Here is a 22,468-nt window from a genome sequence, read left to right on the forward strand (position 1 = left end):
ATGGAGATAAGACGTAACAAAAGTTGATTTTTCTATTATAATTAGTCGGTTATCTGCTTATAGCTTGCCCCTTATTCTGGTGGTTGTCAAGCACTAATTTAACCTGGGCATCATCCAGGTTCAAGAGGATGAACCGGCAATGGCAATGGCTGCTCAGAGCGTTGCAGAACATTGCGCATTGCTTTGAAGTAGTCCCGCTGCACCTTTAAATTCGATACCTTACAATACCGCTGGGTCGTCGTGATCCAGTTGTGACCCAAAAGATCCTGGATGGTTTCGACTTCCGCCTCCGCATTCAGCAACTGGGTAGCCATGGTATGCCGCAAACGGTGGCAGGATACTTCAATGCCGGTCTTCTTTGCATAATATTCTATTCGTTTTTGAATGCCGCGAACAGAGATCGCCTTCCCTTTATAGGCCCCTTTCTCAACCAAGAAAACGTTTTTGGAACGGTAATGAGAACGGAACTTCAAGTAGGCATTTAATGCATCGAGAGCATCGCTGCTGATATAAACCACACGATCTTTGCCGCCTTTTCCTTGCTGAACCATGATCCTGCGGCGTTTGAGATCAATAGCGCCCATGGTCAGGTTGGCTACTTCCTCCACACGCAGCCCGCATCTGAGCATCAACTTGAACATGGCTATATCGCGGTTACTCTTGATTGATTCGAACAGCTTTTCGACCTCATGATCACGAAGGCTTCTCGGCAAAGGCTTAGGTACACGCAGACGGCGGTTACGTTTCACAGGGTTGATGAGGTCCACATTCTCCTCATGCTTCAAATAGTCGTAGAATACCCTGATGATGGTGATGTAGAGGTTGATGCTCGCCGGATGCATCCTCTTTCTGAGAAGGTAATCAATGTAGGTGTCTACCTTGTCTGAAGTCGCGTCCTCAAGCGTCACATCCAGCCAGACTACATACTGCTTGATGATGTTCAGATAGTATTTGACCGTATGCTTGGAGAAATTCCGGCGTTTCAGGTGCCTTCTAAAGTTAATAATCACATGCGTCATCTGCATCGGGATCACCTCTCAAGATACGCTCCATGGCCATAAAATATTCGTTTTCCCTGGTTTTATCAGAAAGACGGGCATATATCCTGGTGACCTCCAGGTTGGTATGCCCCAATAGAACACGCAGACATTCCAGTGGCATCCTTGCGTTCAAAAGCTCCGTTGCAAAGGTATGCCGTAGACAATGAAGCGTATACCCACTGTATTCCAAACCCGCTTTCTTTAAATACTTGACGAAGATGCTGCGGGCGGTCTCATAGCATAGGTGACCATCACCGCGACCATAGAACAGGTATTCCTTGAAGGTGTTCCTGACCTGGAGCCAAGACATAAGGGCTTCGCGTGCATCGTCACTGTAGTAGGCAACTCTGCCGACACCGGTCTTGTGGGCTTCATAAATCAGTATCCTGTTATTGTTCAGATCCAAATCATGCACTTTTGTATTCAACAGCTCGCCGATGCGCATGCCGGTTCTCAGCAAAAGCAGGATCATGGCCCGGTCGCGAACCTGGTCAATTGCGGACAATATTCGTTTTACATCTTCAGGGTCGATGGCCCGTGGCAGGCGGTCGGGTAGCCTGATTCTGATTTTCCTTTCCAGAAGTTCGTAGCCCAGAACTTTAGCCTCAATTAAAAATCGTACAAACGCATATACCCATCGAAGCCTGTTGGTCACTGTCACGGGCTGTAGCCCACGATCCTGGAGATCTTCCGTAAAAGCCTCGATATCCTCTCTGTCCATTTGCTCAATGTGATTCTTGCCTGATTTACCGTAGAAGGACAGAAACTGCTTCAGTGAAGTGGCTGCGTTTCTTAGGGTGTTGGTCTTGCAGTTGAGGCGATATCGTTCACGCATATAGCCTGCAAAATGTTCTTTGGCAGAAAAATCCATGAATGATACTTCTTTAAGGATCTTTTCAAGGACTTTAAGCCGTGGAGAGATCTTTTCCGGGGCAGTTTTGGGCTTTTCTGCGATGAGATGGAAGGGATGGTCGCCAAAAACGCCGTGAAGATCCAATGGATGGCAACCGTGAAGCCGATTTGGGTTGATATTCTGTAACTGGTCTCTGTGCATATCTACCTCCTTTTCTACTTTTAATAGAAAAATCAGTTAGATATTGCACTTAAACCATTTAAGCGTCAAATATCATTTTGTTACGTTTTAATGGAGACCATCGTGCCTTTTCGCGCGTGAAAATAACTTTTTCCGATGTATGTTATCACCACCAGTGTTGGATAATGCAACATACTGATACCATACCCAACGACAGCATATCAACTCCGCAAAATTTTAGCCCCCACCCTTCCGCCTTGAACATATGCCCATGGCGTATCTTTAAATTAAGTCGGCGTGCAAGACGAGATGAGATGGTTAGATAACGCCGGGAACAAACCCGGCAATCTGCTAATGTATTTATTTTTATATCGCCTAAATGTTTTCATAACAATTCCTGCCAATAAAACATGGCATTACCGGCGGATTGTATACGGTAAAGTCAAGTTGGCACAGCATGATGATTACGGGCAACCATGCGGCTATAGGAATGCCGATGATTCCATTCATTTTGTTTGCTTTGGTTTCCGGAATTTATATGGATCGAAAGAAAAAAAGAGGAAAATCCTGCCTTTGATTCATGGCATATGTAATTAGATCATGTTGCTTTTGGCTATATCTCAAATAGTTACTTGTGTTCAAGTATACTGGATGTATGTATTGGGCCTTTAATTGAACATAATCTATAAGCATTTCTAAAACCTTCAATACCGCATGGTAGCAAAAAATTCATCAAATTTTTTACAAGATTAAGGTGATAGTTTTAACCTATCGTAAAACAATCAATGCGCACATATTGCAAAATGCTGTTTTCTCCTTATATTAACTCTAAACAAAACATTTTGATGCAAACTAAAACTAACCTTTGACATCTATCATAAAAACAGGTGACATCATGGAAATATTCTTTATTACAATTCTTACCCTCGCAACATGGACCACGTTGGCATTCATTGTATATCGTAGCCAAAAGAACAAGAATAGGCCGGTGTATGTGTGTAATCTATGCAACGATAACCACTGTGAATGCACCCTGGAGCGATCATAGGTGCAGCTAAAATCCATTACACGAAAGGAGTGACCATGAAGGTACAAGACTACTGTAAAGCAATGCACGCAGAGGTAAAAGCTTGGAGCGAAAAGCTCGAAGCCATGAAGAAGGTTGCCGACAGCTACGGAACAGAGCAGAAAGAAAAAATTCTACCGCTTGTCGGTCAGCTAGAGCAGGAGGTGACCGCTGCCCAGATGAGGGTTCAACAACTCGAAACCGAGTGTCCATCTGACTGGTCGCCCCTCAAAAATGAAATCGACGATCTTTTCGGTACCATCGGAAGCAGTGTGGACCGAGCATGGCGAGACCTTTCTCCCGGGGAAGTCGGCGGGTGATGGGGATACGGGGAGGGGTGACTCCCTCCCTCGCCGTTTCTTTGGTTTTCGCACCATGTATACCTATATGAAATGTGCTTTAGTGTTTTCTGGGAAAGAAATGTTAAGACGGTTTCAACCCAATCAATTGTTTACCCGAATGTGGAGAACCCAGCACTGCTTTCTCCCCGGAAGAGAGCATTTAATGTAATCCCACGGGTAACTCCGTGATCCCATTAAAATGCCAGGCTTCGCCGTGTTTATCCGCTTTATTATTGGAAATTGACTATGGTCTAGTTTCCAACTACATGCTGCCGTTTAATTAGGATCCGGACAGTTTTCTGTGGCGTTTCTCTTATCAATCCATCAATACAAGGGGTGAGTTTTTGCACGATCGGGCCCGATATTGGGGCCAAAGGGGTATCCACTATCACCAATTTCTTGATGCCGGAGAAAATACGTTGAACGTAAAACATTCAGGCTGTTGGTAGACTCTTTAAATCAGCACCAGGGGTATGATGCTGGTGATTTTTTACACAGATACATATTCTTACCAATTTAGGTGGGGGAAATGCCTGGCGGGGAGCTGTTTTAGGTGTCCTTCCGGGTGCCGCCCATGGTCTGAAATAGTTCCCGGATCGATGGATCAGTGGACTTGAAGAACCGCCACCCGAACTATTGGGTCCAATTACCGGTGTATCTTCAGATTAACAGTAGGTCTCGCAAAGGAGCTGAAGATGAAACTAAACAACAGAATAGCTTTGATTACCGGCGGAAGCCGAGGCCTGGGAAAGAATGCAGCCTATCGTCTCGCTGACAGCGGTGCTGATGTGATCATTACCTATAACCAGCAAAAGGACGCTGCCGAGGCCGTGGTCAAAGATATTTCAGAACGCTTTCAGCGAAATGCCCTGGCCCTTCAGCTTGACGTCGGCGACATTGGATCCTTTGACGGCTTTTTCAGCCATGTGACAGATGCATTGAAAAGAAATTGGAACAGCGCCAGGTTCGATTTTCTGATCAACAATGCGGGTGTTGCCGGACGGAGGCCCATCGGCGAGATGACCGAAGCGATTTTCGACAACCTGTTTAATATCCATTTCAAAGGGGTCTATTTCCTGACCCAGAAAGCACTTCCACTTATAAATGACAATGGATCTGTGGTGAATATCTCCTCAGGGCTGACCCGCTTCTCATTGCCTGGCCAAAGCGCCTATGCGGCCATGAAAGGTGCAATCGAGGTGTTTACCAAGTACATTGCCAAGGAATTTGCACCCAGGGGCATCCGGGCCAACCTGGTGGCACCGGGCGCCATTGAAACGGATTTTACCAAGGCTGCCTTTGATGCCAATCCGCAGGTAAAGAAGATGATCGCCGCACAAACGGCTCTGGGCCGCGTAGGAGTACCCGATGACATCGGCGGCGTCATTGCCTTCCTGTGTTCCGAAGACGCACGCTGGGTAAACGGCCAGCGGCTGGAAGCCTCAGGAGGAATTTTTCTGTAATGGCTGCTACCGAACAATGTCCTCGAGTTACACCAAAAGTGTGAGGTAATTCACATGCACGGATTTTTAAAACAATTTGAAAAGGTCGTTATCACCAGCCTGATATCCATGATGGTCCTGGTTGTCCTGCTGGCCACCATAGAGTTGGGGTGGATTATTATCAAAGATATTATTACGCCACCGATTATACTCCTGGAAATCAGTGAACTGCTTGAGATTTTTGGTTTCTTTCTGTTGGTTTTGATTGGTGTCGAACTTCTTGAGACCATCAAGGCCTATCTTCTTGAAAAAGTGGTCCATGTTGAGATCGTCCTGGAAGTGGCCTTGATAGCCATCGCGCGCAAAGTCATCATCTTCGACCTGGAGAAGTATGACAGCCTGACCATATTGGGCATGGCAGGACTGATTCTTGCCGTATCCGCTGCATTTTATGTGGTGAAGCGTAAAATAAAAAAGTCCGAATAGGTCTGGAACACATTTTATAGTGCCATGCCGGTTCATCCATTAGCAGATGACAAGGTGGCTCTAATGAATAAATTCCAATGCAATATTGAAGGGAAGTGCTTCGGGTAAAAGGATTTTTTTGTCAGGTGCGTCGCGCGGCATCGGGCTGGCGAACGCAGTAGCCTTCGCTCAGGCAGGGGCGGAAGCGATCTATATCACCGCAAGGTCGGATCATCAATGATGATCTATTGGTGAATCGTTTGCGTACAAAGGATTAGCTGATGGAGAAAAATATAGGGATATGTATTTTAAAGGTGACCATCATACTCAGGTATAAGGTATAAATCATTTATTAATTTAGTTATGGCAATTTCTTTGGCCTTTGCCTCCACTTCAACAGTGACATTGATAGATAGCCACTCCTTGGGCAGGTCGTTGATGTCAATAAAATCATGGTGCTTTCTGGGATTCGATGAGTCCCAACCATCTTTTGGCGATGATATATGAAACAGCGGCTCCCGGTTCCATGTTCTCAGGCTTTGCTCTGTGGCTTTTTCAACGGACAATTCGTCGGGAAAACACCTGTGGTGGTGCACGTCGTAAACCATGGGGATTCCCACATCATGGCAGACTGGTAAAAGGTCAGAGGGAGAATAGTTTCTGTCATCATTTTCAAGGGTCAATCTTTTTCTGACAGGATCCGATAGCGTTTCGATGGTTTCCACAAGCCTGGACAGGGCTGACCGTTTGTCTCCATAAGTCCCTCCGGCATGAATATTGATAACATCGGCATTTACCCATTCCGCTACCTGGGCCTGGTATTCAAGATCTGAAATAGATCGGCAAATTACTTCTGAGCGGTTTGATGACAGGACAATGAATTGATCCGGATGGAAGGTTGTTCTGATATCATGTTTCAGGCTGAATGTGCCGCAGGCTTTGAAAGAATCAATGATCTTTTGTGCCCCTGGAAGTTCGTCAATTTCATATCCCATCTCCGGATGTGTTTTTAACGGCAAAATCTGACTGTTAATACGAAAAGAACCAATATTGTTTTCATAACAGTAAACAAGGGCTCTCATCAGACTTTCGGCATTGGTGCTGCACAAACGAGCAAGACGAACTTTTCGTTCTTCTTCGGAAAGCCGGGACAGAAATTTTGCAGTGGATTTCCGAAATTTGACAGGATGTTCTTTAAACACACAGCAAAGTCCTAATCTGAGCATTGCGTCCCCATTTCCGTTTTAAATTCTGATGCTAAAATATTTAATAGGTCGCATCGTAATGTTAGTGCAGCAGTAGCTCAGGCTAATTACCCTATTCATTTAGGAGATGTCAACGGCAGGTGTTTTGGCGGCTGTCGGCATATTATAACGACCATACACTGAAATTAAATTGTTAAATGAAAACGATAAATTGACAGCCTAATACAACCTTAGATATATGATCTGCCATACAGACTGCAGATTAAAACGGTGGCATCGATTCGCAAAGGAGTATTTATCGTGCGAACCGTACCGTTTGACCCACAAAATGACTTTGCCCCGATTCCCTTTGAGGACGAGCTTTGCCAACTGGCATTAGAAATAAAACAACTCGGATTGCAATGGCATCCGCATGTGGGCTGCTTTCTCTGGGATCCGAACCGATTCATCATGCACCCATCACCATTTCCGAACAGAGTCTATTTCGTCTTTATCGCATATACGAGGGAACCAACGAGGTACAGCGCCTGATTCTGGCCGGCCATGTTTTAAGCAAATATGAACCCAGCATGCCGCCTTTGGAAGAACTTTCCATGCTCAATTTTAATCAGCCCTGGAGACAAGTGTTACCCCGTTTGTCCCATTGGTTTGCCAAAAAGGTTGGCAGGCAACACCTTGACAAGTTAAAATGTATATTCATTGTTTTTATCGAGTACCGAGCTTTATAGCATATTCATAATACCAGAAAGGAGGCACTTTATGCTGAAACTGGGTGAAAAAGGCGCCATCTTACAACGTGACAAACAAACATATGCTATCGCGCCCCATATTCCCTGCGGGGTGGTGACACCTGAACTGCTGCGCCGGATTGCCGATGTTAGCGAAAAGTATAATGCCCAGGCCATCAAGATTACCGGGGCTACACGTATCGCAATCATCGGCATCCAAGAGGATGACGTGGATCAGGTGTGGCAGGAGATTCAGTTAGACAAAGGTGCGGCCGTAGGACTGTGCGTACGAAGTATTCGTTCGTGCCCTGGGAACACTTACTGCAAACTGGGCAAACAAGATGCGCTGGGTATCGGCATGGAACTCGACAAGCGCTATCATGCCAAAAGTCTGCCCGGCAAATTCAAAATGGCGGTATCCGGATGCCATCTGAGTTGCTCCGAATCCTGGGTGCGGGATATTGGCCTGATCGGCCTTAAAGACGGCTGGCAGATGGTTATCGGCGGAAACGTGGGCGCGGACCCGCGGATTGCCCAAGAGGTTGCTTCCAATCTCGATAAAGACGGCATCCTGAAGGCAGTAGAAAAAATCGTTCACTGTTATCAGGAGTCTGCTAAAAAAGGTGAGCGTCTGGGGAAAACAATCGAACGCATCGGCCTAGAACCGTTCAGGGCCGCTTTACAATAAATGAAACCAAAAGGACCTGATGCAGCCCTTTTTAAAACCGGGAAAAATTATCACGTTCCAGCGCACCCATTTATACGAACAGGGCGTGTTTAAAGAAATCATAGAACGGGTCACCCTTTCCAACAGGTATGGGGTATCTAGCTGCCACCCCGTGTCCGGAATCAGCTGATCTACACCAGCCAGGGTCTGAACATACCGGCTGGCGAAGCTGTCCCTGAAGACGACGGTGTGTTGCTATTCAGCCGACCAAGTTCACACGAGACGATTGTCAATTCCCTACTCGCCTACCAGCCATTCGCACCCGCCGTGTGTGTATGATCGAGGCGCTCTTTTGGCTGGTTATGTTTACGATGATATTGGTGAATGCCTTGTCGATCTGACCGCTGTGATCCAAACTCACCTTTTTTGAGGTACACACATGGACCCGAAGCTTGAACTTCTCAGAAAATGGACACTTCGTGCGCATGGGTGATAGATGATCGTTTTAGAAAAAATATGGACTCTTTGACACAGTTAACATTGGGAGCCGCTTGCGGAGAGGCAGTACTTGGAAAAAAAGTCGGCAGGAGGGCCCTGTTTTGGGGGGCCGTCTTAGGGACACTGCCCGATCTGGATGTCTTTATCCCCCTGGGTGGGCCTGTAAATGATTTTGTCTATCACCGAAGCTTTAGCCATTCTTTGCTTCTCCTGGCTCTTTTATCGCCGATAATCGCTTGGCTGATTACAAAAGTCCATTCTGACACGAAGCAATATTATCGTGAATGGTTTCTGCTTTCCTTCCTTGTACTGGAAGCCAGTGTGCTTCTGGACCTGATGACGATATACGGGACACAAATCTTTTGGCCTTTCGACACCACGCCCATGGCAATTCCGGTTCTGTTTATTATTGATCCCCTTTTTACCCTACCGCTTTTATCGGGCATCCTTGCGGTGCTGGTGCTGAAAAAACATCAATCGTTGGGCCATCAACTCAACAAGGCTGGCCTGCTTCTCAGCCTGGCCTATCTTGCTTGGGCGCTTTGCGCCGGAGAAATTATCGAAGGCAGGGTGAGGGAGAAGCTTGCTCGCCAGGAGGTTTCCTATTCCCAGCTCGTATCCTCCCCGGCGCCCTTTACCACCTTGCTTTGGCGGGTGGTGGGCATCGAAAAAGACCGGTATTTCGAAACCTACATTTCACTATTCGATGGGAATACGCCGTTGTTCGTGGATTTCTACCCCAGGAATTTGGCATTGATGACCGGCATCGAAGAACATCCTCCGGTTGCAAAGCTAAAATGGTTCACCAGGGGATATTATAACTTTTCTACTCTGGATGAGTACGTCATCATGACCGATTTGCGCATGGGGTCGGAACCCGACTATGTTTTTCGCTTCAAGGTCGCTAAATTGGAAGATTTGCACCCTCACCCAATTGACGATGAAAAGTTAAGAACCAAAATGGATTGGCGGGGCCTGGCTTGGGTTTGGAAAAGAATCTGGAACGCCATGCCTATCATTTGATCACATTTAATCTATACAAGTCTAGACTTCTCCCAACTCAAAATGCCATATATGGTCTTTAGGCATCTGCCTCTTTATATCATCAATCGACGGTCACATGCTCAATTAAATTCATGCTTGAAAAAGGGCGTACCCGCCGCCTGCCAAATTCGGAACATCACTGAAAAAACTGCTATAAATGCCTTTAGTCAAGCTGGGGTATTTTTCAAGGGGTTTTTAAACCCCTTAAGTAATAGGTATTTGCCCTTATAAACACATTAAATATTACCCATTGTAATTGACGGATCAGCTCTTAATTTTTTGTTTATCAGTACAGAATTTGAAATACGGGAGGACTCAATCATGAAAGTAAATTTAAAATGTTTCGCAACATTGAGCAAGGACAGCCAGTGTGACTACAGGGAGAGTACGGCCTATGACTTGAGCGAGGGCGCGACCGTTAACGATCTCGCGGAACGTGCCGAAATCTTACCCAAAGACATTAAAATTGCATTTGTCAACAGTCGGGTCGTAGCTCTTGAAACGGTATTGTCAGACGGTGACAATGTTGGACTCGCACCTGCCGTGGGAGGCATGTAGCGCTTAAGGAAGATCATTATGAAAATGTTCACACGAATTACATTCGCAATTCTCGGTCTCTTAGCTGTCGTGGGGGCTTTAAGCGCAGTAAAGGGCCTTCAAATCAAACAGATGATTGCCCAGGGCGAATCCTTTGTGCCGCCGCCGCAAGTCGTTAGCGCCGCAACGGTTGAGCGGATGACCTGGGAAGATACCATTCAGGCCGTCGGGACCCTGACAGCGGTCAAGGGTCTTGAGGTAAAAGCCGAGCTCTCTGGAAAGATTGTGAAGATAGGCTTTAAATCCGGGGCGCTCGTCAGTGCGGGACAACTGTTGGTCCAGCAGGACGTCTCCATCGAAAAGGCGCAATTAAAGGTAGCCGCCAGCGAAAGAGACCTGGCCCAGAAAGAATTAGCGCGTATACAAACCCTGTACAAGAAAAAGGTTGTCTCCATCTCTCAAATGGACGAGCTTCGATCGCGACTTGAACAGGCCGCGGCCCAGGTCGAGCTCATACAGGCCAGTATCGCCAAGAAATCCGTCAAAGCGCCCTTTAGCGGTCGTCTTGGCTTTCGGCAAGTCAATCTGGGAGAGGTGATCATGCCTGGACAGTCCATTGTGGCGCTGCAGTCTCTAGATTCCGTTTATGTCACTTTTCAGCTGCCGCAGCAATATTTGGACAAGCTGAAAAAAAACCTGGTTGTCAGAGTCAAATCCGATGCACTTGGGGATCAGACCCTTGAGGGAAAAATTTCTGCACTCAACGCGGATGTTGATAGCGAGACCCGAAACATTGAAGTACAGGCGATACTGCCCAATAGGGATGGGCGATTACGCCCCGGTATGTATGTGACTGTGGCGGTTCTATTGCCCGTACAAAAGCGGGTGCTGACCGTTCCTGCCACGGCGATCAATTTTGCGCCGTATGGTGATTCGGTTTTTCTGGTTGAGGTATCCGATGAAACTGCAGATTCCGGTCAGTTGGTTTTACGTCAGCAATTTGTGCAACTAGGTGATAGACAGGGCGACTACGTGGCGGTCCAAGATGGTGTAAGCCTCGGACAACAGGTGGTCAGTACAGGGGTGTTCAAACTGCGCAATGGCCAGAAGGTTGTTATTGACAACAGCAAAGCACCAACCTTTGAAACATCACCAAGGCCTGAAGACGCATGACAGGAAAACTGATATGAGAGTTACAGACATATTCATACGCCGCCCGGTATTGGCCATCGTAATCAGCCTGATCATTATCATTGCGGGCGGTCAGGCTTTTTTGAATCTCAATGTCCGCCAATACCCGCGTAGTGAGAACGCGGCCGTAACAGTGACGACGGCCTATACCGGTGCCAATGCAGAGTTAGTGCGGGGATTTATCACCACACCGCTTGAGCGTGCCATTGCGGCGGCTGATGGCATCGACTATATCCAATCCAGCAGCGCGCAGGGGGTTTCGACTATTACAGCGCGTTTAGATCTTAACGCAGACGCCATCAAGGCGCTGTCTGAAATTAGTTCTAAAGTTGATCAGGTGCGCGGCAACCTTCCGCCAGAGGCCGAGGTGCCTGTTATTAATGTCGAGTCGGCTGATAGCCGATTTGCATCCGCCTACTTGAGTTTCACTTCTGACATTTTACAGCAAAATCAGATAACCGATTATCTCGTTCGTGTGGTGCAACCGCGACTGTCAGCCATTGCCGGTGTCCAGCGGGCCGATATATTGGGTGGCCGTACCTTTGCCATGCGAATTTGGCTCAAACCCGAGCGGATGGCGGCCTACAATGTTAGCCCGGTGCAGGTGCGTCAGGCCCTTGCCGCCAACAATTTTCTGGCAGCTATCGGGCAAACCAAGGGATCACTTGTTCAGGTTAATTTGACAGCCGATACAGATCTTCAGTCCGTGCAAGAATTTGAGCGTTTGGTCATTCGCGAAGAAAATGGCGCCATCATTCGTCTCCAAGACGTGGCCGATGTGGTGCTGGGTGCTGAAGACTATGATACAGAGGTCCGCTTTTCAGGTCAGACAGCTGTTTTCATGGGCATCTGGCCCCTGCCCAATGCCAATAGTCTGAATGTGATCCGAGCAATTCGAAATGAAATGGATTCCATTACCGCTGAGCTGCCCGGTGGATTAACCGGGCGGGTGGCTTACGATGCAACCGCCTACATCGAGAGTGCCATTTCAGAGGTCACCCACACCCTGGTGATAACCCTTTTAATTGTGGTGGCAGTCATTTTTTTGTTTATGGGCTCCCTGCGCTCGGCGCTGGTGCCCCTCGTGGCTATCCCCTTGTCACTCATCGGTGGGCTGTTTCTCATGCAGGTGTTCGGCTTTTCCATTAATCTGTTGACGCTGCTGGCCATTGTCCTGGCGGTGGGGTTGGTTGTGGATGATGCCATCGTGATGGTTGAGAATATCGAGCGGCATCTTCGCATGGGCAAATCACCCAAAGCTGCCGCCATTGCCGGGGCTCGCGAACTGGTCGGTCCGGTTGTGGCTACCACCATCGTTCTGGTGGCGGTCTATGCACCCATTGGATTGCAAGGGGGCTTGACGGGCTCACTTTTCCGGGAGTTTGCCTTTACGCTGGCCGGTGCAGTGACCATTTCAACGGTGGTTGCACTGACCTTATCGCCCATGATGTCGTCAAAGCTGCTCAAGCCCGGCATGGCTGATCGCGGACTGGCAGGGAAAATCTCCCGGAGATTCAAACGACTCAGTACCTATTATGGACGCCTTGTGGAGAGTACGTTGAAGTCCCGTCCGGCTGTATATGCCGTCTGGATCATTCTCGGTCTGGTTGCCATTCCGCTTTATATGATGTCTGCAAAGGAGCTGGCCCCTACTGAAGATCAGGGCGTTATTTTCGGAATTGTGGATGCCGCCGCCAACGCCACCCTCGACCAGACCAGCCGGAATGCGGCGCATGCCAATGATGTATTTATGGACGTGCCCGAAACAAACTACACCTTTCAGATCACGTCACCATCCGGCGGATTCGGCGGGATGGTCGTACAGCCATGGGATCAACGGGAACGGACCATTTTCGAGATATTGCCTGAGGTTCAGATGGGTCTTGGGCAAATACCGGGGATTCAGATGTTTGCCGTAACCCCCCCGGCACTCCCGGGTGGGGGGCAGTTCCCCGTGGAATTTATCCTGGCTTCTACAGACGAACCAGAGAAAATATTGGATGTGGCCCGTCAGTTGCAGATCAAGGCCATCCAGAGCGGGATGTTTGCCTTTCCGCCAATCATCGATGTCAAGATTGATCAGCCCGAAACGGAAATTCAAATTGACCGGGACAAGGTTGCGGATTTGGGTCTCAACCTTCAGCAGGTGGGGAGGGATCTGTCTTCACTGGTGGGGGGCAACTATGTCAATCGGTTTAGCATTGATGGGCGCAGCTATAAGATTATCCCGCAGATAAAGCGAACGGATCGATTGACCGCGGAACAGTTGAGAAACGTTTATGTCAGTGGCCCGGATAATCGGTTGGTGCCCTTGAGCACCATTGCAACCCTTGAGAATCGTACCGTGGCACGTGCCATCAACCGTTTTCAGCAATTCAATGCGGTGACCCTCAGTGGCGTAGCGGTGCGGCCTTTGGATGACGCCCTGCGCTTTCTCGAAGACGAGGCCGCCAAGATTCTCCCGCCCGGCTACGTAATTGACTATACGGGTGAATCCCGGCAGCTGCGCACCGAGGGCAACAAGTTCTTGCCCGCCTTTAGCCTGGCTCTTATCATGATTTTTCTTACCCTTGCAGCGCAGTACAACAGCTTTCGCGATCCCTTTGTCATTATGGCGGGCTCCGTTCCCCTGGCGTTGTTTGGTGCTCTCATTTTTACCTTTCTGCGGATGCCCAATCCCAATGTCGCCTTCTGGACGGATAGCATATCGACGACCCTCAATATATACTCACAAGTGGGTCTGGTAACGCTGGTGGGTGTTGTGTCCAAAAACGGTATTTTAATTGTAGAATTCGCCAATAAGCTTCAACGACAAGGCCGAAGCAAGCATGCTGCCATCCGCGAAGCGGCCCAGACCCGCTTGCGACCCGTTTTAATGACCAGTTTTGCCACTATTGTCGGCTATTTTCCCCTGATCTTAGCCAGCGGCGCCGGGGCTGCATCACGCAACTCCATTGGCCTGGTTTTGGTGGGAGGGATGGCTGTTGGTACGGCATTTACGTTGTTGGTAATTCCATCAATTTACATGCTCATTGCCCGTGAACGCAAGCAAACGGCAGTCGCGGCGACTGATCCTGACGATGTGACCACGGCGTGCTTATTACCGCAGCCCAGTGATTTTAAAGTGCCAGTTGGTTGCCGTTTGACCGCCGAAGACGATTGCCAGTGGACCATCAACTGTAATACCCCCCAAGTGGTTGAGTTGAAAAAAAAGACAGCTTGAACCGCAGTAGTGAACGCAATCAAATTTTTTGATCCGATTACACCAGGTGAAATCCTGCGTAAAGACTTTATGGAACCATTCGGTATCAGCATCAATAAGCTCTCTCGTGACCTTTCTGTTCCTCCCATTTGAAACGTTGATAGCCAACTTCTTAAGTCATCGATGTGACTTAAAATAATTCTTGAGGTTCTGTTAACCCCCAACGTTGCAAAAGCCTGAGGGCTTCAGAGTCAAGGCGCCTGAGGGTGAAGTCGTAGTTCTTTACTTCGAACCCTCAGCAACGTAGAATCTGAAGTTTTCAGGCTTTCCCGAAGGGTAAACAACATGGCAAAATAGGCAAGACCCCTGGAATGCACCGGTGGTTCTATCCAGAAGCTTGCGATGTTGTTATGAATTTGTATATTATTACAATGCATTATCTATTCTCTGTCATGTTGTTTATGCAACCTTGGGGTAATAAAAGCAGATCAGGTTGAGGCCGAGTCTAGAATTGAATATCAGAAGCAAATCGAAATGCTGAAGCAGAAACGCCTTGAAATCGAAAACAAAGTTGCCGAGATGACGCGGTCCGGCGAGGATGCCTGGGAAGATCTAAAATCCGGGGCGGATCTAGCCTGGGAAGCCATGAACGAAGCTATCAAATCGGCAAGATCGAGACTTAGCTGATCCTAAATAGCGATTACCTGTTTTCGAAAATGGGTTTTTTCTTATCCTTAACGATTGAAATTACCTGCCAATCGGCCTCAGGGGAAGCAGTGCTGCCATCGGCAAACGGGTGCAGTTGTCCCTTGGGACTGATGGCCATCAGGGGCAGCGCACGATCCCCCCATGTTTCCAGGTAGTCTTCCCATCCAAAACTTTCCGTCAGCTCAGTACTGCGGAATTCCCAATCCTGTGAGAGCAGACTGGCCAGCTTGGCATAGGTGATGTTGGCAGAAAAGAGCAGCCTTGGGCGCTGCCGAATGGAGGTTTTCCGGCGTGCATTAGTCTCCTTTTCGTACTCCGTTCGTACCGCATAAACCAAGTCTCGGCCGAGTTCCAAACGATAATGCAGGACCGCCAGCGTGTTCAACTCGGCATTGGGCGTTAGCGCCAGCATTGCCCCGACCCCGATCAGGTCTATATAGCGGTCGGCGTGATCCGACAGAGGATTGCCGTAGTAGGTATTCAATCCCTCCATCCGGCTTTGCCTGATGTTATCGCGGTTATCATCGACCAACTGTGGCCGGAACCCGCAATCCAACAAAACTTTGGCCAGGGCTCGTGACACCGGACCTGCTCCGACGACCAGTATGCCTTTGGGAACGGCCTCTGCAACCCCCAAGGCCCGAGCCAGGGGGGCACTGGTCAAACCCTGCAAAACGACGGTACCGATAATCACCAGAAAAGTCAGCGGAACCAGAAAACCGGCTTCGGGATGTCCCACCTGTTCAAGACGCAGGGCGAACAGCGATGAAACGGCAGCCGCCACGATCCCGCGGGGAGCGATCCAGGCCAGCAATTGCCTTTCGCGCAAAGACAGATTTGTACCCACCGTGGCTAACGTCACACTTATAGGACGGGCGACAAACTGCACCGCGACCAGGATTCCAACGCCGGCCCAGCCAAGCTGCACCAACGCATCGGGTTGCAGCCGGGCCGCCAGAACGATGAACAGCAGAGAAATCAGAAGCACGCTGATGCTCTCCTTGAAATTTACCAACTGATCGGTATCGACATCCCTAATGTTGGCCAGCCGCATACCCATTACCGTTACCGCCAGAAGACCGGACTCCCCTTGCATCAGATCCGCTACGGCAAAGACGCCGCAAACCAGGGAGAGCGTAAAGACATTGTGAAGGTAGTCGGGCAGCCAATGCCGCCGTATTAGTCCCCCTGTCAACTGCCCGGCCGCCAACCCCAACGTAAGACCCACCAGAACCATTTTAACGAGGGTCAACATCGTATGGTATATAGATGCTTCAACGCCCGCCAGGATCACCTCGTAAACCAGCACCGCAAGGATCGCCCCGATAGGGTCGATGAGAATGCCTTCCCATCGCAGGATATGCGCGATGGATGCGTTTGGGCGGATTGAACGCAGCATCGGTACAATGACGGTTGGACCGGTCACCACTGTCAATGCACCAAACAATAGGCAGATGTCCCACCCCAAACCGAAGAACAACCGGGTGGCCAGCGTGATCAGAAGCCAGGTTGCCAGGGCACCCACCGAAATCAACCGCCTGATGACGCGGCGTAAGCCGCGAATCTGGTGAAATTCAAGGGTGAGCCCACCCTCGAACAGAATCAACGCGACTGAGAGGGAGACGAAAGGAAACAGCAGATCACCGAAAAGCATATCCGGGTCTAGCCAGCCTAAAAGTGGCCCCGCAATGATTCCTACCAACAGTAAAATGAGGATCGCCGGTATTCGTAGACGCCAGGCCAACCATTGGCATCCGATCCCGGCGACCAGCACGGCTGCAATGATATAGATTGCGTCAGTCATCTGCTATTCCATGTAAGGGGCTGTGTCATGGTGGTGACATTTTAAGACCGCCATGAGAGCACAGGTTGAAGAAAGGCCAAAACGTATGGTGGTAATTTTGAAAATACAAGTTGTCTTTATGATAAACTTTCAAGACAGGAAAAAATCACCGCCGATTTAAAAGACGGTGTGCTTGACTGGTTCTGCCCAAGGTCGAGAAAGCAACACCACGCAAACTAACTGTTAATGCAGGATAATTAAGTCAAAGCCGGGTGCTGACACGATAATCAGTGCCCGCTTGATTTGCTATATATGCTTCTTTCCATTTTGTGGCTAACATGTTGCTTCGATCGACTTATAGCCCCTGTTGCAAGCGCCTCTGAGGCACATTCATTTCTATTGCAGGAGGGCAGGGGTATCAGGCAACCGGTATTCTCTTTAAGAAGAACGTGTGCGCCGCCCCCCGGGTTAGTTGAGCCCCATGCCGATCACCAGACCCACTGCAATCCCCAGGATGACGGCCATCGCCATTTTAGGCAGGGCGTTTGCCAGGCGCTGTGTTCCGTGCTTCAAATCTCGACTCCAATACAAGACATCGTTCGCGTTCGATATGTCAATCAATGCAGCGCATGGATGAAAATGCCCGCTTGCGCTTCGAGCCTTTCCGCCAGTTCCACAACCCTTCGATGATGGGTAAAAACCAATACCTGGGTGATATCCGAAAGCTCGGCAAAGATCTCCAGGCAGACCTTCGTGCGGTTGTCGTCAAATCCGATGAGAATGTCGTCGACCACAAAAGGCATCGGCTCTCCTTTCCGCAGGTATTGCTCGAGCGTTGCAAGCCGTAGCGCCAGATAGAGTTGATCGCGGGTTCCATCACTCATCTGATCTACCGCCACCTCTGCGTCGTCCGGGCGAACGCCCAGTAGAATCGGCACACCGCTTTCGGTCAATTCATCGCGCAGGTTCGCGAAGGAGCCTAAGGTGAGTCTGGCAAACAATTCGCCCGCCCGTGCCAGGACAGGTGCCTGGTTTTTCCGGCGATACGCATCTATGCGCTGCTCCAAAATGAGGGCGGCAATCTGGAGGCGAAGATATTGCTCGATACCGGAAGCCATGGCGGCGAGGTGCTGCTCAGCCTCCTCCGATGCAACGGCGGCCGTGTCGCTGCCGTCTATGGCCTGCATCTCGGTTTGAACCGTTTGTCTCTGGTCGCGCAGCCTGTCACGGGTCGCCTGCAAGACCTTCAGCTCCTCGGAAACACGATCGAGATCATCCCCGACAGCATCGGCATCCAGCGCAACAGCTTCATTTTCGAGATCTTGAATGCTTAACCCATCTCCATTGCGGGTCAGCTCGCGTTCAACCGTCTCGAGCCGCTGGTTCAAATCACGCATGGTCCGGGAACGATCCCACGCCGCTTCGAGCGCATCGTCTGTTTTGGCACTCGCCTGTTTCCGCAGGGTCGCAAGCTGTTCCTCTACCGAACGGATTGTCAGGCCGGCATTTTCGACTTCCGCCGTTGTTTCTTTTTCCTGGGCCTGTATTTTTTCCAGGCCCGCCCTCGCCTCACGTGCCCGGGTCAATTCCCGGTTCAGCTGTGCGGCGACGGATGCAGCCTCTTGGTCATCCGCTTTGAAGCCGATGCCGGCGGCGAATGTCTTCACCTTTAGGCGAAATTGCTCGGAAACCTGGTCAATCCCGTAAATCCGCCGGTGCAGCTCTTCAGACCTGTCGAACTTGTCGAAAAACGCCAGCAGCTGTTCGAAGACCTCCGTGGCCCGTGCCGGGTGGGTATCGGGTTCCAATCCCAACCCGGCGATGGCCTGCACCCATTCCCTAGACCAAACGGCCCTCTCTTTTTCAATCGATGCAAGGTCTTCGCGCGCTCTTTTTTTGTGAACCGACAGGTCTCTCAGCGAATGCTCCCATTGGCGCTTTCTTTCAAGCGCTTCTTCTTCCTTCTCGATACGCTGTTCACAGAGGCTGATCATGGCTTCCAGGCTCATCAGATCCGTATCGACAGCGTCATCGACGCTTGATATTTGCAGGGCAATGCTTTTCCTTAACGCGTTACAGGCCGCAGCCAACGTCTGCGCCTCCCCGGAAACGACCCGGGCCGACCGAAGACCTGACAGCAGGTGGTCTACCTTCAGCAGCCACTGTTTCATCTCCCTGGGCGTTCCGGGGCTTATCTCCAACGGCCCCCAAACAGCCTTCCATTCCTTCTCACAGGCGATTTGGCGGGCTTGAACTTTTTCAGTTTCATCTGCTGTGAATTTGTGACGCGCCTTGAGATCTTCTATCCTCGCTTCGAGGTCCGCTCTTTTTACCACCTGGTCCGAGGCTAATCTGAGTTGGTCCGATATGTGATCCGCTTCGCCGACTTTCTGCTCGTAAAGCGTTGGCAGGTCGGAATCGTGCGCATAGGCGGCGATTTCCTTTTCTGCATCGGCTTTTTTGATGTACTTGCGTTTTATGAGATCCCATCCGGCGTCCCGCAGCGTGCGCGAATCTTCAAGCTCGGCTATTGTCGGCGCATTGCTGGTCCTCAGCAGCACGTTTAAATCCTGTTCCGCATGCTTGCGTTCCTCTGAAAGATCTTTTTTTACACGGTCGAGATCCCTTGCTTCCTCAAGCAGCTCATCAAATCTTTTTTCGAATGCGTCTAACGTTTCGGGCAGAGGCACAACCAATTTTAGAAGGGCATCGATGGTTCCCGAAAACCGTCCAAGTCGTGAGAACTCGTTTTGACATGCCTGGCTGTCTTCCGAAGCACGTTTTTGAGCGTCGTTTAGACGTTTTTCCAGATCACCGGCCCTGCGCGCAGCGGCAACCGCCGCTTTCAATTCACTCAAATCCAGCTTCGAATCGGCGTGTTCGCCAATTTGCTTCTCGATTGTCGCCTGTTCGTCCTCGATATCCTTTGCTGCGCGTTCCGAATTTTCCTGCTTCTGTTCCAAAAGGCTGTGCCGCCTGGCCAGATCGGTGATCCACTTTTTATTGTTGGTCAGCGGTCTTAGCCGTCCGGCATCGGCAACGCCGAGGTCTGGACGGACGCTTTTCAGGAGCTGTTCCGCTTCACTGCGCAGCAGCCGTCGTTTTGCATCTTGCCGGGGACGATCCTGGATCGCCTTTTCGACACTGCCGATCTCTTTGTAAAGTGCCAGAATCACCGCTTCGTTGTCCAACAACTCGGCCCTGACATGGATTTTCCCGGCGTTCTCTTTCAAACGCGCCAGGTTGGCTTCGGCCTTGCTTTTAATCTCTCCGATCGACCGCAGGCGGTTGCGGGCATCTTGTAATGTGTCCCCGAATTCTTCCGGCAGCAGCAGTACCTCCCCCAGGGCATCGATGCGCTCAATGACGGCGCGTCTTTCGGCCAACGCACCTTTTACACGGTTGAATCGATCCAGGCGGCTTTTTTCTTTGCTTTTGCCTTTGATCTCTTCTTCGACCTTTTCAATGTCTTTTACCGTTTCTGCCAGGCCTTTTTTCAGCCGTTTCCATTCTGCAACCGGGACACTCGCCTCCTTGACCCGCCTTTTTGCATCTCTGAAATCGGCGATTGCCTTGTTGACGACCTTGGTGGATGCCCTCGGTTTAAAAAGTTCTTCGGCACCGTTGCGCAGGTCGGACAAAATTTCACGGAGGCTTGCAGTACCCATGGCCGCGCTGAAAAGCGCCTGGCCGAGATCACCGGACTGGTTCAGCAGCTCCCTGCCGCCCTCCACCAGTCTGACATGATCGATGCCATGCAATTTTGTAAACAGGTTCTCATCCATGCCGCCGGGCAAAAACGGCGTTAAAACAGCATCGTCAAGGGACTCGCCGGTGCTTGGGTCCAACAACGTCCCTTTGGTCCCCTTCCTGCGAACGAATTCCAATGTTTTGCCGCCAGACAGCTTGAGTTTACCGCCTATCCGCAATTGCGGGTTGGCGTGGAGAAAGTTGTCATTGGTCCGTACCGGTATGCCGAACAACCATCCGGTGAGCGCTCTCAGTGACGTACTTTTACCCGCTTCATTGTCTCCGTATATCACATGCAGGCCTGATACCCCGTCCGACAAGTCCAATACCGTGTCGGTGAACGGGCCGTATGCGATCAAATCGAACCGGTCGATTCTCATTTCGAACCTCCGCCCGTCAACATCCTTCCAGCCAGCATCTGTTTGGCTTCATTGATAAGACGCTCAAGCGTTTGGGGTTCTTCGAGATTAAAAAGGGCGTCATCCCCGAACGCCTCTGTGGGAATCTTCTGCTTAAGCTCGGAAACGACGTCCTCAAGGCCGCCGATCTCCTCCGGCTTGGATGGTGTCGCCAATATGCCCTCCATCAATTTGCCCAGGGCACCGCCCTCGGCTAACACCGCATCCAAATTCAATTTGCCGGCCGTTGCAATTTCAACTTTTTCTATCCACAGATCATCCCCGGCAATTTCTGCGCCAAGCGCCTTGATCCGCCGCTCGAATCTTTCCGGATATGCCGCCAGCTCATTTGAAATTGCCGTTGCACCTTCGAAACGAACGCGCATGGCGATGGGACGCCCCCGGGTCGACATCCCCTGATTGGAAATGGACATTCGTGCCCGCTCGAGGACCTCTGCCATATCGGATGCATCCGTCAGGTCTATACGGTTGTAAACCCAACGCAGAACATCCAGAGGGCACTTTTCTATTTCGCTCACCGATCCATCCACGACGGTCACGATGACACACCCCTTGGGGCCGGTTTCGCGAATGTGCCGCCCCTGGATGCAGCCGGGAAAAACGATGTGGGGTTCCTCGGACACAAGCTCCTGCTTGTGGACGTGCCCCAAGGCCCAGTATTGATACCCTTTGGATCGCAGGTCGTCTATTTTGCACGGTGCGTAACGTGCGTGGCCTTCGCGGCCATCGAGACTGGTGTGAAGGAGGCCGATGTTGAACATGCCTTTTTCGGCAGCGGCAAATTCCACCGCAATATTTTTATCGACGTGCTGCGTGCCAAAGCTGCGCCCATGAATCGCGACCGGATACTTGTCCAGCCTTACTGTTTCAACTTTTCTCGACGACAGGATCTTCATGTTGGCCGGGACATCGAGCGCCCTGGTCATACGGTTGGCCGCATCATGGTTCCCGGCGACGGCAAAAACAGGTATGTCGTTTTTGCCGAGCCGGCCCATTTGCCTGCTGAGAAATATACCCGTGCTGTAATCTTTCCATTCACCGTCGTACAGGTCGCCTGCCAGCAATACGAATGCGACCTTCTCTTCGATGGCTAAATCGACAAGATTTTCGAACGCTCTGCGGCAGGCGTTGCGAATGGTTTCGGCAGGTGCGGACTCGTATTTGGATAGGCCGCGCAACGGGCTGTCCAGATGCACGTCCGCTGCGTGAAGAAATTTAAACATGACCAGCTCCCCGGGCCTCATTTTTTTCTAAGGTGAGCGTTTTTATAAAAACATTCTATTTTTCATTCATCCATCGATATACAGCATCCCTTTTTATACTGAATTGGTGGAAAAATTGAAATAGAA

Annotated in this window: 15 protein-coding genes and 2 pseudogenes; 11 read left to right on the plus strand and 6 right to left on the minus strand. The window is 50.1% G+C overall.

The features are described 5' to 3' along the window. Window positions 1-110: 110 nt before the first annotated feature. Both LJE94_10280 and LJE94_10285 read right to left on the minus strand, forming a co-directional pair. Window positions 111-1,025, minus strand: coding sequence for a tyrosine-type recombinase/integrase (locus LJE94_10280; protein ID MCG6910495.1), 915 nt, complete (start codon window positions 1,023-1,025; stop codon window positions 111-113). After that, window positions 1,000-2,094 (minus strand): tyrosine-type recombinase/integrase, encoded by a 1,095-nt coding sequence (locus tag LJE94_10285; GenBank protein MCG6910496.1) that lies wholly within the window; start codon window positions 2,092-2,094, stop codon window positions 1,000-1,002. Before LJE94_10285 ends, LJE94_10280 begins: the two co-directional genes overlap by 26 nt. 1,062 nt (window positions 2,095-3,156) lie before the next feature. Between LJE94_10285 and LJE94_10290 the strand changes: the two genes are divergently transcribed. From LJE94_10290 to LJE94_10305, 4 genes and pseudogenes are all read left to right on the plus strand, one after another. Further along, window positions 3,157-3,459 carry a hypothetical protein gene (locus tag LJE94_10290; protein MCG6910497.1) on the plus strand — a complete coding sequence of 101 codons (303 nt, stop codon included), beginning with the start codon at window positions 3,157-3,159 and terminating at the stop codon, window positions 3,457-3,459. A 716-nt stretch (window positions 3,460-4,175) separates the two neighbouring features. Further along, window positions 4,176-4,943 (plus strand): SDR family oxidoreductase, encoded by a 768-nt coding sequence (locus tag LJE94_10295; protein MCG6910498.1) that lies wholly within the window; start codon window positions 4,176-4,178, stop codon window positions 4,941-4,943. A 54-nt stretch (window positions 4,944-4,997) separates the two neighbouring features. Further along, entirely contained in the window at window positions 4,998-5,408 is a 411-nt protein-coding gene (locus LJE94_10300; GenBank protein MCG6910499.1) for a phosphate-starvation-inducible PsiE family protein, read from the plus strand. Between the two features lie 85 nt (window positions 5,409-5,493). Beyond that, window positions 5,494-5,619 (plus strand): annotated as a pseudogene (locus LJE94_10305) (SDR family NAD(P)-dependent oxidoreductase). A 76-nt stretch (window positions 5,620-5,695) separates the two neighbouring features. Here the strand turns inward: LJE94_10305 and uvsE are convergent. After that, window positions 5,696-6,613, minus strand: coding sequence for a UV DNA damage repair endonuclease UvsE (gene uvsE / locus LJE94_10310; protein MCG6910500.1), 918 nt, complete (start codon window positions 6,611-6,613; stop codon window positions 5,696-5,698). Between the two features lie 738 nt (window positions 6,614-7,351). Between uvsE and LJE94_10315 the strand changes: the two genes are divergently transcribed. From LJE94_10315 to LJE94_10345, 7 genes and pseudogenes are all read left to right on the plus strand, one after another. Beyond that, a complete protein-coding gene (locus LJE94_10315; protein ID MCG6910501.1) occupies window positions 7,352-8,008 on the plus strand; it encodes an NAD(P)/FAD-dependent oxidoreductase in 657 nt (218 codons plus the stop codon). 495 nt (window positions 8,009-8,503) lie between these two features. Further along, window positions 8,504-9,508, plus strand: coding sequence for a metal-dependent hydrolase (locus tag LJE94_10320; GenBank protein ID MCG6910502.1), 1,005 nt, complete (start codon window positions 8,504-8,506; stop codon window positions 9,506-9,508). A gap of 342 nt (window positions 9,509-9,850) precedes the next feature. Then, window positions 9,851-10,087: a MoaD/ThiS family protein gene (locus tag LJE94_10325; GenBank protein MCG6910503.1), complete on the plus strand. Its 237-nt coding sequence runs from the start codon at window positions 9,851-9,853 to the stop codon at window positions 10,085-10,087. An 18-nt stretch (window positions 10,088-10,105) separates the two neighbouring features. Continuing rightward, window positions 10,106-11,239: an efflux RND transporter periplasmic adaptor subunit gene (locus LJE94_10330; GenBank protein MCG6910504.1), complete on the plus strand. Its 1,134-nt coding sequence runs from the start codon at window positions 10,106-10,108 to the stop codon at window positions 11,237-11,239. 13 nt (window positions 11,240-11,252) lie between these two features. Further along, window positions 11,253-14,480: an efflux RND transporter permease subunit gene (locus LJE94_10335; GenBank protein ID MCG6910505.1), complete on the plus strand. Its 3,228-nt coding sequence runs from the start codon at window positions 11,253-11,255 to the stop codon at window positions 14,478-14,480. A 9-nt stretch (window positions 14,481-14,489) separates the two neighbouring features. After that, window positions 14,490-14,606, plus strand: a pseudogene (locus LJE94_10340) (addiction module antidote protein, HigA family). A 387-nt stretch (window positions 14,607-14,993) separates the two neighbouring features. Beyond that, complete coding sequence (locus LJE94_10345) at window positions 14,994-15,146, plus strand: hypothetical protein (GenBank protein ID MCG6910506.1); 153 nt, start codon at window positions 14,994-14,996, stop codon at window positions 15,144-15,146. Window positions 15,147-15,159: 13 nt separating this feature from the next. Here the strand turns inward: LJE94_10345 and LJE94_10350 are convergent, their stop codons facing one another. The 3 genes from LJE94_10350 to LJE94_10360 all read right to left on the minus strand — a co-directional run bounded on the left by LJE94_10350 (window position 15,160) and on the right by LJE94_10360 (window position 22,342). Beyond that, entirely contained in the window at window positions 15,160-16,971 is a 1,812-nt protein-coding gene (locus LJE94_10350; protein MCG6910507.1) for a cation:proton antiporter, read from the minus strand. Window positions 16,972-17,567: 596 nt separating this feature from the next. Next, complete coding sequence (locus LJE94_10355) at window positions 17,568-21,080, minus strand: AAA family ATPase (protein ID MCG6910508.1); 3,513 nt, start codon at window positions 21,078-21,080, stop codon at window positions 17,568-17,570. Then, window positions 21,077-22,342, minus strand: coding sequence for a DNA repair exonuclease (locus LJE94_10360; GenBank protein ID MCG6910509.1), 1,266 nt, complete (start codon window positions 22,340-22,342; stop codon window positions 21,077-21,079). The genes LJE94_10355 and LJE94_10360 overlap by 4 nt, the downstream gene beginning before the upstream one ends. Between the last annotated feature and the right edge of the window lie 126 nt (window positions 22,343-22,468).

It is taken from the genome of Deltaproteobacteria bacterium (genome assembly GCA_022340465.1).
Lineage (GTDB): Bacteria > Desulfobacterota > Desulfobacteria > Desulfobacterales > B30-G6 > JAJDNW01.